Raw genomic sequence first — 13,271 nt, 5'->3', positions numbered from 1 at the left:
CTATGCAGCTGAAGAAGCTTGCTTCGTTCCTCGTCATGCTTGCCGGCCTTTTCGCGGCATCCCTTCTCTCGGCCTCTGGGCCGGCTGTCGCGGCCGACAAGGAAAACACCATGATCATCACGCTCAAGGATGGCGACGTGACCATCGCGTTGCGTCCCGACCTGGCGCCCAAGCATGTCGCGCAGATCAAGAAGCTGGTGCGTGACGGCGCCTATGACAATGTCGCCTTCCACCGGGTCATCGACGGCTTCATGGCCCAGACCGGCGACGTCAAATTCGGCAATATGAAGAAGGGCTTCAACCCCGAGGCCGTTGGTACCGGCGGCTCCGATCTTCCCGACCTGCCGGCCGAGTTCTCGCAGACCGAGCAGTTCACGCGTGGCGTGGTCGGCATGGCCCGCTCGCAGGATCCAAATTCGGCGAACTCGCAATTCTTCATCATGTTCGCGCCCGCGCCGAACCTCGACGGCCAGTACACTATCGTCGGCCAGGTCGTCAGCGGCATGGATCTCGTCGACAAGATCAAGAAGGGCGATGAGGCCGACAATGGAACGGTCGCCGACCCCGACCGCATGATCAAGGTTCGCATCGCCTCGGACGCCAAATAACTCGCTCAATTTGCAAAAGGATTTTCTGTAATGGTTGAGATCAAGGATCGCGAGAACGCGCTCGTCATGGAAACGACCAAAGGCAAGGTCGTCATCGAGATGTACCCTGAACTGGCGCCCGGCCACGTTGCCCGCATCAAGGAGCTGGCGCGCGAAGGCGCTTATGACGGCGTGGTGTTCCACCGGGTCATCGACGGCTTCATGGCACAGACCGGCGACGTCAAGTTCGGCAACTCCTCGAAGCCGACCTACGCGCCGTCGCGCGCGGGCATGGGCGGCTCCGAAAAGCCGGACCTGAAGGCTGAGTTCTCCAATGCGAATCACGGCCGCGGCGCCTGCTCGATGGCCAGGGCCCAGAACCCGAACTCGGCGAATTCGCAGTTCTTCATCTGCTTCGACGATGCCGCCTTCCTCAACCGTCAGTACACGGTGTGGGGCCAGGTCATCGAAGGCATGGAGAATGTCGACAAGATCAAGCGCGGCGAGCCGGTGCAGGATCCCGACAAGATCGTGTCGCTGAAGGTCGCGGCGGACGTCAAGTAAAGGCGGAACGATGATGGGCGCTGTCTGGTCCCTGCTCGGCATCCTGTCCGGCGCCTTCATCGCCATCCAGGCGCCGATCAATTCTCAGCTGGCGCGGGGCCTCGGCCTTCCGGTCGCTGCGGCAGCATTCTCCTTCCTGTCCGGTGCCATCGTTCTCGGCATCATCGCCTTCGCTGTGGTGAGGGTGCAGGGCATATCGCTCGACTGGAAGGCGCCGGCGCCTTGGCTGTTCATCGCCGGCGGCATGCTGGGCGGCTTCTATGTGACGCTCTCGACCATTCTCACGCCGCGCATCGGCGCCGCGGCGCTCATGGCCTTCCTGGTCGCTGGGCAGTTGCTCGCCGGCATGCTGATCGACCGCGTCGGCTTCCTTGGCGTCGCGGTTCGCGAAATCTCGTTTGGCCGCGTCGCCGGCGCCGTGCTCTTGCTTGCCGGGGCGCTGCTCATCCGGCTGTTCTGATGCGGGTCGACCTGTTCGACTTCGACCTGCCGGAGGAGCGTATCGCTCTTCGCCCGGCGGAGCCGCGCGACAGCGCTAGGCTGCTGATCATTAAGCCGGGTGAAACGCTGCAGGACCGCATTGTCAGCGATCTGCCGTCACTGCTGCGCGAAGGCGACGTGCTGGTGTTCAACGACACCAAGGTCATCCCGGCGCAGTTGAAGGGGGTGCGCAAGCGCGGGGAGGCGGTGGCGCAGGTCGATGCAACGCTGCATATGCGGGTGGCGCCGGACCGATGGCAGGCCTTCATGCGGCCGGGCAAGCGCATTGCCGCCGGCGACCGCATCCATTTCGGCCATGACGGCAATTCCTGCTTCCTTGGCCAGCTCGATGCGACGGTGATCGAGAAAGGCGAGGCGGGCGAGGCGCTGCTCGGCTTCGACCTCTCCGGCCCGTTGCTCGACGAGGCGCTGCACGCCGTCGGCCATATCCCACTGCCGCCCTATATCGCTTCGAAGCGCGACGATGACGAGCGCGACCGTGCTGACTACCAAACCATCTATGCCAGGGAAGAGGGCGCGGTCGCTGCCCCCACCGCCGGCCTGCATTTCACGCCGGCGCTGTTTGCCGCGCTCGATGCCAGGGGCGTCGAGCGCCGCTTCGTCACGCTGCATGTCGGTGCAGGCACCTTCCTGCCGGTGAAGGCCGACGACACGGCCGGCCACAAGATGCATGCCGAGATCGGCTCGGTCAGCCGGGAGACGGCTGCGGCGCTCAACGCGGCCAAGGCGCGGGGAGGGCGCATCGTCTGCATCGGCACGACATCGTTGCGCCTGCTTGAGAGCGCGGCGCGCGAAGACGGCGGCATCGAACCTTGGTCCGGCCCCACCGACATCTTCATCACGCCCGGCTACCGCTTCCGAACGGCCGACATGCTGATGACCAACTTCCATCTGCCGCGTTCGACGCTGTTCATGCTGGTTTCGGCCTTCAGCGGGCTGGAGACGATGCGTTCGGCCTATGCGCATGCGATCGAAAACCGCTACAGGTTCTATTCCTACGGCGACGCCAGCCTGCTTTATCGAGCGGAGACGAGCGATGGACAATGATCTCGACGGCATGGACCGCGATATGCTGATCGAGGAGGTGAAGAAGCTGCGCGCCGGCATCCGCGCGCATCGCGACACGACCGGGCATGATCTGTGCTGGCATCATCCCGATCTCTGGGACCTGTTGCCGGAAAAGACCGAGCCGTCGATCGCCGTGCCACCCTGGCCTAAATTCATGCGCGGCTGCATTCGCTACCGGCAGTCGCTCGACGAGCAGGCGCCCGACGCGCCTGTGCACGACAAGGAATTCAATGGCTGAGACGTTTTCCTTCAAGCTGCTCGCCACCGACGGCAAGGCCAGGCGCGGTGTTGTCTCGATGCCGCGCGGCGAGATCCGCACGCCGGCCTTCATGCCCGTCGGCACAGGCGGCACCGTCAAGGCCATGTATATGGATCAGGTGCGCGGCGTCGGCGCCGACATCATCCTCGGCAACACCTATCATCTGATGTTGCGCCCCGGGGCCGAGCGCGTGGCGAGGCTCGGCGGCCTGCATGAGTTCGCGCGCTGGCCATATCCGATCCTGACCGACAGCGGCGGCTTCCAGGTCATGTCGCTGTCGAAGCTCAGGAAGCTGACCGAACAGGGTGTCACTTTCCGCTCACATATCGACGGCGCGGCCTACGAAATGTCGCCGGAGCGGTCGATCGAGATCCAGGGGCTGCTCGATTCCGACATCCAGATGCAGCTCGACGAGTGCACCGCGCTTCCGGCCAAGCCGACGGAGATCGAGCGCGCCATGGAATTGTCGCTGCGCTGGGCGGAGCGCTGCAAGACGGCGTTCGGCGACCAGCCGGGCAAGGCGATGTTCGGCATTGTCCAGGGCGGCGACAGCGCGGCCCTGCGGGTGCGGTCGGCGCAGGCACTGAACGCGATGGATCTGAAGGGGTATGCCGTGGGCGGGCTGGCGGTCGGCGAGCCGCAATCGGTGATGCTGGAGATGCTCGACATCACCTGCCCGGAACTGCCGGCCGCCAAGCCGCGCTACCTGATGGGCGTCGGCACGCCGGACGACATATTGAAATCCGTGGCGCGCGGCATCGACATGTTCGACTGCGTGATGCCGACGCGCGCCGGCCGCCACGGCCTGGCCTACACGCGCCGCGGCAAGGTCAATCTCAGGAACGCCCGCCATGCGGACGATCCGCGGCCGCTCGACGAGGAAAGCGACTGCCCGGCCGCGCGCGACTATTCACGCGCCTATCTGCATCATCTGGTGCGTTCGCAGGAAGCGCTCGGCGCGATGCTGCTGACCTGGAACAACCTGTCCTACTATCAGAAGCTGATGCAGGACATGAGGGGGGCCATAGAGGCGCAGGCCTTCGAAGCGCGCGCCGCCGAGATCACCGAAGGCTGGGCGAGGGGCGATATTCCGGCCCTTTGAGGAGTTCAGGCGCTGACCGAGGTCGAAGCGCGCAGGCTGCAGCCGGTGATCTTGAAGCTGCCGTCCGGCTGCTGCTGAAGTGTATAGACCGCCTCGTAATCCTTGCCGTCGGGTCCGACGATCAGGACCTGCTGGATAAGCGAACCGGGTCCGGTCTGCTCGACCCTGCCGAAAGAATAGGAGCGGGGTTTGCGCACCGGTGCGTAGCCGTTCGTCACCATGTTCATGAAGGTGTCGACGGTCGGAAAGATCTGCTTCACGTTCGGCGCGGCGAAACTGTAGGCAGCGGCGCCGTCATCGGCGATGAAGGCTTTCAGCTGGCTGTCAATGACCGTCTGCGCGGCCTTGATCTCGGCGTCGCCGGCGAAGGCCAGGGATGCAAGAAATATCGGAACCAGAGCGAGTGCGAACAAAGCGCGGCGCATGGCCTGTCTCCCCGAAGTTGCGTCATGAACACTCAATCTAACATACGCTGCAGGGCACGCCGTGGTTTCATCGAATAGGAAGATTTTGCGTCAAGTCGGGGCTCGCTGGCGCGTGGTAGTCGATGGCAAGCCGCATCGCCGCGGCATGCCCGTCACCGAATTGCGGCAAGCCGCCGCCACGGCGCGCGAGGCCTGATGCTTGAAAGCCGGGCGGCAGTCTGCCACAAGGGCCGCTTGATCATGAAGCAGGCTGGCAGGACCGGGCAATGAAGGCGTTTTTCGTGCAGATTAAATGCGATCTGGGCAAAGCCTACGATGTCGCCAGCGCGCTTGCCGATGCCGAGATCGCTTCCGAAATCTACTCGACCGCCGGCAACTACGACCTGCTAGCCAAATTCTACGTCGATGACGAGGAGGATATCGGCCACTTCGTCAATGAACGGGTGCAGATCCTGCCTGGAATCAAGGACACGTTCACCATCGTCACCTTCCGGGCGTTCTGACCGGCCCGACTTTGCCCCGCCCGGAAGCAGCAGCTGACCCGGGCTTGCCGCTCGTGCCTTAAAATTAGGCAATTTACATGGAGTGGCGGCCGTCGCTTCCTAAATCACCGATTGCGCTTGATTTTCTCCAGCGGGGCCAGTGAAATGGTCTCACAGGGGAGTACGCGATTGGCAGCGTTCGACGAAATGCTTCCGGAAATATCCGGATTGAGAAGACCTTATGAGGCTTATGATCGCTGGCTGAAGGAGCAGGACCCGGCCAGGCTTACCCAGAAAATGCAGGACGCCGAGCGCGTCTTCCGCAAGACCGGCATCACCTTTGCCGTCTATGGCGAGCAGGAAGCTTCCGAACGGCTGATCCCCTTCGATATCGTGCCGCGCATCCTCTCCGGCCACGAATGGCGCCGGCTGACACAGGGCATCGAGCAACGCGTGCAAGCGCTGAACGCTTTCCTCGACGACATCTACCACCGCCAGGAGATCCTGCGCGCCGGGCGCGTGCCGAGGGAGCTTGTCGCCAAGAACGAGGCTTTCCTGCCCGAGATGATCGGGGTTAGGCCACCGGCCGGCGTCTACACCCACATCATCGGTGTTGATATCGTCCGCATCTCGGAGAACGAATTCTACGTGCTTGAGGACAATGCCCGCACGCCGTCCGGCGTCTCCTACATGCTGGAGAACCGCGAGACGATGATGCAGCTCTTTCCGGAGCTGTTCCAGAAGATCAAGGTGCGGCCGGTCGAGAACTACCCGCAGCTCCTGCGCCAATCGCTCGCCGCGGTGCGGCCGCAAAGCGCCAAGGGCGCGCCAACCATCGCCGTGCTTACGCCGGGTTCCTACAACTCGGCCTATTTCGAGCACGCCTTCCTTGCCGACCAGATGGGCGTGCAACTCGTGGAGGGGCAGGATCTGCGCGTCGTCGATGGCCATGTCGCGATGCGCACGACCGAAGGCTACAAGCAGATCGACGTGCTCTACCGGCGCGTCGACGACGCTTTCCTCGATCCGCTGACTTTCCGGCCGGACTCCGCGCTCGGCGTGCCGGGCATCATGGATGTCTACCGCGCCGGCAACATCACCATCGCCAATGCGCCCGGCACCGGCATTGCAGACGACAAGGCGATCTATTCCTACATGCCGGAGATCGTCGAGTTCTACACCGGCCGCAAGGCTATCCTCGGCAACATCCCCACCTGGCGCTGCTCGGAGCCGGACAGCCTCAAATATGTGCTCGAGCACATCGGCGAGCTGGTGATCAAGGAAGTGCACGGCTCCGGCGGCTACGGCATGCTGGTCGGCCCGGCGGCGACCAAGAAGGAATGCCAGGAGTTCGCCAAGAAGCTGCAGGCAAAACCCTCGAACTACATCGCCCAGCCGACGCTGGCGCTGTCGACCTGTCCGATCCTGACAGAAAAGGGCCTGTCGCCGCGCCATGTCGATCTTCGACCTTATGTGCTGGTCTCGGATCGTATCCAGATCGTGCCGGGCGGCTTGACGCGTGTCGCCCTCAAAGAGGGCTCCCTGGTGGTCAATTCCTCACAGGGGGGCGGCACCAAGGATACATGGGTACTCGATGACTGAGCCGGGCAGGGGGACGCAACAATCATGAAACGTAATCTTCCCTATTTGCTACTCGCTACTCGCTATTCGCTCGCCGGGGCCTGCTGACATGCTTCTCGGCCGCACCGCAAACGGTCTCTACTGGATGAACCGCTACATCGAGCGGGCCGAGAACATGGCGCGCCTCGTCGATGCCGGCCTGCGCATGGCGCTGACGCGTACGCAGAATGCGTCGGAGGAGTGGAATTCGGTGCTGCTCAGCGCCGGTTCCGACTATGCCTTCTCTCAGAAGTACCAGGAATACACTGCCGCCAACGTCTCCGACTTCCTGCTGCGCGACACCTCGAACCCGTCGAGCACGATGTCGTCGATCGAGACGGCGCGCAACAATGCCCGCATGGTGCGCACGGCGCTGACGCGCGAGACCTGGGAAAGCATCAACGAAGCCTGGATGTCACTGAAGCGGATGCTGGCGAGGCCGATCGACGAGCGCGACTTGCCGACGGTGCTCGATGCCATCAAACGTGAGACGGCGTTGATCCGCGGTTCGTTCTACGGCACGATGCTGCGCAACGAGATTTTCGATTTCTCGCAGCTCGGAACCTATGTCGAGCGCGCCGACAACACGGCGCGCATCCTCGACGTGAAATACTACGTGCTGTTGCCTTCGCTGTCCTGGGTCGGCTCGACGCTGGACAACTACCAGTGGGAGTCGATCCTGCGCTCAGTGTCGGCGCACCGATCTTATCGCTGGGTTTATGAAGCCGACTATAAGCCGACGAATATCGCCGACTATCTGATCCTCAATGTGCGCATGCCGCGCTCGCTGACCTTCTGCTATCGCTTCCTCGGCGAGCACCTGAAATTCCTCGCCGACGATTATGGGGAGCGCCATGCCTGCCACGACACGGCCGAGAAGATCCAGGCGATGCTCAACAGGGGCTCGATCAAGGACATATTCGATCATGGCCTGCACGAGTTCCTGGCGGAATTCATTCGCGACAACACCAGACTGGGCGACGAGATAGCCCAGGACTACCGTTTCCATTGAGCGGGGCTGAGGGCAGACGTCATGCGGCTCAAGATCACCCATCGCACCGAGTATCGCTACGATGCGCCGGTGCAATATCTGCTGCAGCGGTTGCGCCTGCTGCCCTTGAGCGGGCGGACGCAAACCGTCGGCTCCTGGGCGGTCAAGGTCGAAGGCGCGCGCGAGGAGGTGCGCTTTACAGATCATTTCGGCAACGACACGCGGCTGATGAGCGCCGATGGCGGCCTGAGCGTGATCACTGTCGAGGCGTCGGGGGAAGTAACCACGCATGACACCGCGGGCGTGACGGGCGCGCATCAAGGCTTTGCGCCGCTCTGGTTGTTCGGACAGCAGACAGAACTCACCGCCGCCGGCAACGGCATACGCGAACTGGCCGGCACGCTCGGGCAGGGCACCGAGATCGAGCGGCTGCACCGGTTGATGGCTGCCATCCGCGACCGCGTCGCCTACAGGCCGGGCACAACCAGCGTTGTGACGCCCGCGGAAGAAGCCCTGGCGCTGAAATCCGGTGTCTGCCAGGATCACAGCCATATCTTCATCGCCGCGGCCGTCGCCCTTGGTTTTCCGGCACGCTACGTCAGCGGCTACCTGATGATGGACGCAGCCGTCGAGCAGGCCGCGAGCCATGCGTGGGCAGAGGCTTATGTCGCAGGGCTCGGATGGGTTGCCTTCGACCCGGCCAACGGCATCTCTCCCGACGAACGGTATGTGCGGGTGGCGACCGGTCGCGACTATCGGGACGCCTCGCCGGTGTCCGGGATATTGCTGGGGCGGGCGCAAGAGAGGCTTGCCGTCACCGTGACGGTGGAGCAGTAATCTCTGCGAGATTCTCTGCCGGAAGAGCGAACCATGACCTATTGCGTCGGCCTCAAGATCGATCGCGGGCTCGTGTTCATGTCGGACACGCGCACCAATGCGGGCATGGATTCGATCTCGACCTTCAAGAAAATGCAGGTCTGGGAAGAGCCAGGCGAGCGCGTCATCGTGCTTATGTCGGCGGGCAACCTTGCCACGACGCAAGCCGTCGTCAGCCTGCTCGACGAGCGCAACAAAGCGGTCAGCGACCGCCACGAGAAACTGTTGAATACTCCGTCCATGTACCAGACGGTGCGGCTGGTCGGCGACACGGTCAAGGAGGTGATCGCGCACGCCTCGCCGAGCGGTGACAAGGCCGATTCCTATTTCAATGCCTCGTTCATTCTCGGCGGCCAGATCAAGGGCAGCCCGCCAAGGCTGTTCATGATCTATCCGGAAGGCAATTTCATCGAGTCGACCGACGATACGCCGTTCTTCCAGATCGGCGAGACGAAATACGGCAAGCCGATCATCATCCGCGCCTATGATCGGGCAATGAGCCTGGCCGAGACGGTGAAGCTGCTTCTGGTGTCTTTCGATTCGACGCTGAAATCCAATCTGTCGGTCGGGCTGCCGCTCGATTTGCTGTTCCTGGAAAAGGATGCGTTCAAGGTCGGCCTGAACCGGCGGATTGCCCAGGGTGATCCCTATTATCGTACCATTTCCGACGGTTGGTCGAACGCGCTCAAGACGGCCTTTGCCAGCCTGCCGGACTTTCCGGGGTAAGGTGGTGAAGGCATGCGCTCCGGTGGCGTCGCATAAACAATGAAGTGAGCGCGTATACGCTGGCGCGCTCGGCCTGACTGCCGGGAGGATGCATGGACAACCAAGAATTCCGTGACTGGTCGAGGCGCGCCGCCGACTGGGGTGCTGATTATCGCGCCAACCTGCGCGACCGCCCGGTGCGCCCGGCAATCGCGCCGGGCGAGATCTTCAGAAGCATCGAGGCGTCGCCGCCCGAAACGGCCGAACCGATGGAGAAGATCTTCGCCGATTTCGAAGCCAAGATCGTGCCAGGCATGACCCATTGGCAGCATCCCCGCTTCTTCGCCTATTTTCCGGCCAACGCGGCGCCGGTTTCGGTCGTGGCGGAATACCTGGTCTCAGCGATGGCCGCGCAGTGCATGCTGTGGCAGACCTCGCCGGCGGCGACCGAACTCGAGACCCGCGTCGTGGATTGGATGCGCCAAGCGCTTGGCCTCCCGGAAGGCTTCTCCGGCGTCATCCAGGATTCGGCCTCGTCGGCGACGCTCGCCGCGGTGCTCACCATGCGCGAACGGGCGCTCGAATGGCAAGGTAACAGAAAGGGTCTCGCCGGGCAGGTGCAGCTGCGGGTGTATTCCTCGGACCAGGTCCACACATCGATCGACCGCGCCATCTGGGTTTCCGGCATCGGCGAGGATAATCTCGTGCGCATTCCGGTCGCCGGCCGCTTTCGCGCCATGGACACGGCGGCACTTGAAGCGGCTATCATCGCCGATCGCGAAGCGGGCCTGCTTCCGGCGGGCATCATCGCGTCCGTCGGCGGCACCAGCATCGGCGGCACGGACGACATCGCCGCTGCCGCGGCCGTGTCGAAGCGGCAGGGGCTCTTTCTGCATGTCGACGCTGCCTGGGCAGGATCGGCGATGATCTGCCCGGAATACCGGCATTTCTGGGCCGGCATCGAGGGTGCCGACTCGATCGTCTTCAATCCGCATAAATGGCTCGGTGCGCAGTTCGATTGCTCGATCCAGTTCGTCCGCCAGCCGGAAGACCTCGTGCGCACGCTGGCCATCAAGCCGGAGTTTCTGAAGACGCTGGGTCATGACGGCATAATCAATTATTCCGAGTGGTCGGTGCCGCTCGGCCGGCGCTTCCGCGCACTGAAACTCTGGTTCCTGCTGCGCGCCCATGGCCTGGAGGGCTTGCGCAACATGATCCGCAACCATGTCGCCTGGAGCGAAGGGCTTGCCGCGCGGCTGGCCAAGGAAGCGGACTTCGAACTCAGCAGCGAGCCGATGCTGTCGCTTTTCTCATTCCGGCATCGCGCGGCAGCGGGTATCGACACCGACGAGCATAATCTGCGCCTCGTGGATGCCATCAACGCCGATGGCCGCATATACCTGACGCAAACGCGGGTCGACGGGCGCGTGGCGATCCGTTTTCAGGCGGGACAGTTCGAGTCGACCGCGGCTGATGTCGACGCGGCGTTCGACGTTATAACCGAGATGGCCCGCCGCCCGGCTTGAGGCAGTGGGTGTTGCGCGGTGGTTTGCCTTTTGCAATCAGGTGATTTTCGTTAGCCGGCTTATGCCTTTTCTTCGCTTTCGTTTTCCGATATAGACGGGAAAAACGAAAATGGAGGACGCCGGATGTTTCTTTCGCCGCGCAACGCCGAGATTATCCAGATGGCGAAAGACCGTGGCCGGGTGCTGGTCGAGGACCTTGCGACGCATTTCAATGTAACCCCGCAGACCATCCGCAAGGACCTCAACGATCTTTGCGATCAGCGCCTGCTGACGCGCATCCACGGCGGCGCCTTGTTTCCCTCTGGCATCGAGAACATGGAGTACGAGGCGAGGCGCAAGATCGCTGCCGACGAGAAGGAAGCGATCGGTAACGCGGCGGCGCGTCTAATACCGGACAATGCCTCGCTGTTCATCAATATCGGCACCACGACCGAGGCGGTCAGCAAGGCGCTGCTTGACCACAGCGGGCTCATGGTCATTACCAATAACATCAATGTTGCCAACAGGATGCGCATTTATCCTACGTTCGAGGTGGTGATCGCCGGTGGCGTGGTGCGCGGTTCGGACGGCGGCATTGTCGGCGAAGCAGCCGTCGATTTCATCCGTCAGTTCAAGGTCGACTACGCCGTCATCGGCGCCTCGGCCATCGACCATGACGGCGCGCTGCTCGATTTCGATTTCCGTGAGGTGAAGGTGGCGCAGGCCATCATCGCCAACGCGCGCCATGTCATCCTGGTCTCCGACCGGACCAAGTTCGAGCGCACGGCGCCGGTTCGCATCGGCCATCTTTCGCAAGTGAATACTTTCATCACCGATCGTTGCGATATCCCCTCTATCCGTCGGATCTGCGAAGAGACCGAGGTGAGGTTGGTCGAGACGGGACTCGAATAGGCTTGCATCACAGCCGCCTCACAAAGCTGTGATATTTCGTTTGACATTCGGTTTGAGTTCGAAATAATTCCGCCACGGTTTCGTAAAACACAAAAATGGTGCAATGCGAAATCGTTGGAGGACCCTTTGGACGCAATTCCGATCCATGACATTTTCGTCATCGGTGGCGGTATCAATGGCTGCGGCATAGCCCGCGATGCTGTTGGCCGCGGATACTCGGTATACCTGGCCGAAATGAACGATCTGGCGAGCGGGACGTCCTCCGGTTCGACCAAGCTCATCCATGGCGGTCTTCGCTATCTCGAATTCTACGAGTTCCGGCTGGTGCGCGAAGCGCTGATGGAGCGCGAGGTTCTGTGGAAGAACGCGCCGCACATCATCTGGCCGATGCGCTTCGTTCTGCCTTACGCCAAGGGCCTCAGGCCCGCCTGGCTGATCCGACTTGGGCTGTTCCTCTACGACCACATCGGCGGGCGCAAGCTGCTGCCGGCGACGAAGACACTGGATATGGCCAGCGATCCGGCCGGCAAGCCGCTCAAGCCGTTGTTCCGCAAGGCGTTCGAGTATTCGGACGGTTGGGTCAACGACGCGCGCCTGGTGGCGCTGAACGCTCGTGACGCCGCCGACCGGGGCGCCACTATCCGCACCCGCACCAAGGTCGTCAGCGCGCGCCGCGACGGTTCGACATGGTCCATCAAAGTGCAGAATATGCTCACCGGTGACACCGAAGAGGTCCGCGCGCGGCTTCTTGTCAACGCCGCCGGCCCGTGGGTCGATCACGTCCTGCAGGCAGCCGTCGGACAGAACGAAGTCCACAATGTGCGCCTCGTGCAGGGCAGCCATATCGTCATCGGCAAAAAATTCGACGATCCGCGCGCCTATTTCTTCCAGAATAAGGATGGCCGCATCATCTTCGCCATCCCCTATGAGGAAGAGTTCACCCTCATCGGGACAACCGACCGCGACTATCCCGGCGATCCGCATGACGTGAAGATCTCCGACGCCGAGATCGACTATCTGTGCGCCGCCGCAAGCGAATATTTCGCGCAACCCGTGAAGCGCTCGGACATCGTCTGGACCTACTCGGCGGTGCGCCCGCTCTATGACGACGGCGCCTCCAAGGCGCAGGAGGCGACGCGGGACTACGTGCTGAAAGCCGATGGCGGGGAGGGCGTTGCCCCGCTTCTCAACGCGTTCGGCGGCAAGATCACGACCTTCCGCCGGCTGGCGGAATCGATGCTGGAGAAGATCGAGGCTTTTCTCGGCAAGCGCGGCAAGCCTTGGACGCATGACGCGCCACTGCCCGGCGGCGATTTTTTCGCCACCGGCTTCGATGCCCAGGTTGCCAGGTTGAAGAACACCTATCCGTTCCTCGATCAACGGCTGGCGCGCCGGCTCACCCGGCTTTACGGCACACGCGCGGAGAAGCTGCTCGGGCTCGCCAAGTCGAATGCCGATCTCGGCCGCAATTTCGGCGCCGATCTTTTCGAGGCGGAAGTCCGCTATCTCTCCGAAAATGAATGGGCGGTCACCGCCGAGGACGTGCTGTGGCGCCGCACCAAGCGAGGCCTGCATTTCAGCCGGGAGCAGACGGCGGCACTGGAAGAGTTCATGCGAGGACTGAGCAGCCGTCACGTCGCGGCGGCGGAATAAGGATCTATTGCTGAAGCGCAA

Annotated in this window: 15 protein-coding genes; 14 read left to right on the top strand and 1 reads right to left on the bottom strand. The window is 62.6% G+C overall.

The window, feature by feature from the left end:
• The first annotated feature begins 2 nt into the window (after positions 1–2).
• Genes ACR64R_RS09425 through tgt form a run of 6 tightly spaced genes read left to right on the top strand, consistent with a single transcriptional unit; the run spans position 3 to position 4,081 of the window.
• Entirely contained in the window at positions 3–608 is a 606-nt protein-coding gene (locus ACR64R_RS09425; RefSeq protein WP_487361374.1) for a peptidylprolyl isomerase, read from the top strand.
• Between the two features lie 30 nt (positions 609–638).
• Positions 639–1,151 carry a peptidylprolyl isomerase gene (locus ACR64R_RS09420; RefSeq protein ID WP_487361373.1) on the top strand — a complete coding sequence of 171 codons (513 nt, stop codon included), beginning with the start codon at positions 639–641 and terminating at the stop codon, positions 1,149–1,151.
• A gap of 10 nt (positions 1,152–1,161) precedes the next feature.
• Positions 1,162–1,611: a DMT family transporter gene (locus tag ACR64R_RS09415; protein WP_487361372.1), complete on the top strand. Its 450-nt coding sequence runs from the start codon at positions 1,162–1,164 to the stop codon at positions 1,609–1,611.
• Positions 1,611–2,699: a tRNA preQ1(34) S-adenosylmethionine ribosyltransferase-isomerase QueA gene (queA, locus tag ACR64R_RS09410; RefSeq protein WP_487361371.1), complete on the top strand. Its 1,089-nt coding sequence runs from the start codon at positions 1,611–1,613 to the stop codon at positions 2,697–2,699. Before ACR64R_RS09415 ends, queA begins: the two co-directional genes overlap by 1 nt.
• A complete protein-coding gene (locus ACR64R_RS09405) occupies positions 2,689–2,958 on the top strand; it encodes a hypothetical protein (RefSeq protein WP_487361370.1) in 270 nt (89 codons plus the stop codon). Before queA ends, ACR64R_RS09405 begins: the two co-directional genes overlap by 11 nt.
• Complete coding sequence (gene tgt, locus ACR64R_RS09400) at positions 2,951–4,081, top strand: tRNA guanosine(34) transglycosylase Tgt (protein WP_487361369.1); 1,131 nt, start codon at positions 2,951–2,953, stop codon at positions 4,079–4,081. The genes ACR64R_RS09405 and tgt overlap by 8 nt, the downstream gene beginning before the upstream one ends.
• Positions 4,082–4,086: 5 nt before the next feature.
• Here tgt and ACR64R_RS09395 read toward each other — a convergent pair whose 3' ends face one another.
• The gene (locus ACR64R_RS09395; RefSeq protein ID WP_487361368.1) at positions 4,087–4,506 is read right to left on the bottom strand and encodes a DUF4864 domain-containing protein; all 420 of its coding nucleotides are present in this window, start codon (positions 4,504–4,506) and stop codon (positions 4,087–4,089) included.
• A 266-nt stretch (positions 4,507–4,772) separates the two neighbouring features.
• Here ACR64R_RS09395 and ACR64R_RS09390 point away from each other — a divergent pair, with 266 nt between their 5' ends.
• From ACR64R_RS09390 to glpD, 8 genes are all read left to right on the top strand, one after another.
• Positions 4,773–5,009, top strand: coding sequence for an Lrp/AsnC ligand binding domain-containing protein (locus tag ACR64R_RS09390; protein WP_320227121.1), 237 nt, complete (start codon positions 4,773–4,775; stop codon positions 5,007–5,009).
• 168 nt (positions 5,010–5,177) lie between these two features.
• A complete protein-coding gene (locus ACR64R_RS09385) occupies positions 5,178–6,590 on the top strand; it encodes a circularly permuted type 2 ATP-grasp protein (RefSeq protein ID WP_487361367.1) in 1,413 nt (470 codons plus the stop codon).
• Between the two features lie 88 nt (positions 6,591–6,678).
• Entirely contained in the window at positions 6,679–7,620 is a 942-nt protein-coding gene (locus ACR64R_RS09380; protein ID WP_487361366.1) for an alpha-E domain-containing protein, read from the top strand.
• A 21-nt stretch (positions 7,621–7,641) separates the two neighbouring features.
• Complete coding sequence (locus ACR64R_RS09375) at positions 7,642–8,436, top strand: transglutaminase family protein (RefSeq protein ID WP_487361365.1); 795 nt, start codon at positions 7,642–7,644, stop codon at positions 8,434–8,436.
• Between the two features lie 33 nt (positions 8,437–8,469).
• Positions 8,470–9,201 (top strand): proteasome-type protease, encoded by a 732-nt coding sequence (locus ACR64R_RS09370; protein ID WP_487361364.1) that lies wholly within the window; start codon positions 8,470–8,472, stop codon positions 9,199–9,201.
• A 92-nt stretch (positions 9,202–9,293) separates the two neighbouring features.
• Positions 9,294–10,706 carry a pyridoxal phosphate-dependent decarboxylase family protein gene (locus ACR64R_RS09365; RefSeq protein ID WP_487361363.1) on the top strand — a complete coding sequence of 471 codons (1,413 nt, stop codon included), beginning with the start codon at positions 9,294–9,296 and terminating at the stop codon, positions 10,704–10,706.
• Positions 10,707–10,829: 123 nt separating this feature from the next.
• Positions 10,830–11,597 (top strand): DeoR/GlpR family DNA-binding transcription regulator, encoded by a 768-nt coding sequence (locus ACR64R_RS09360; protein ID WP_487361362.1) that lies wholly within the window; start codon positions 10,830–10,832, stop codon positions 11,595–11,597.
• A 126-nt stretch (positions 11,598–11,723) separates the two neighbouring features.
• Entirely contained in the window at positions 11,724–13,250 is a 1,527-nt protein-coding gene (gene glpD / locus ACR64R_RS09355) for a glycerol-3-phosphate dehydrogenase (protein ID WP_487361361.1), read from the top strand.
• Positions 13,251–13,271 lie beyond the last annotated feature (21 nt).

It is taken from the genome of Mesorhizobium sp. MC2-1-1, from assembly GCF_057597255.1.
Note: the sequence above shows the minus strand (reverse complement) of the source record. Positions and strands in the feature narration are given on the sequence as shown.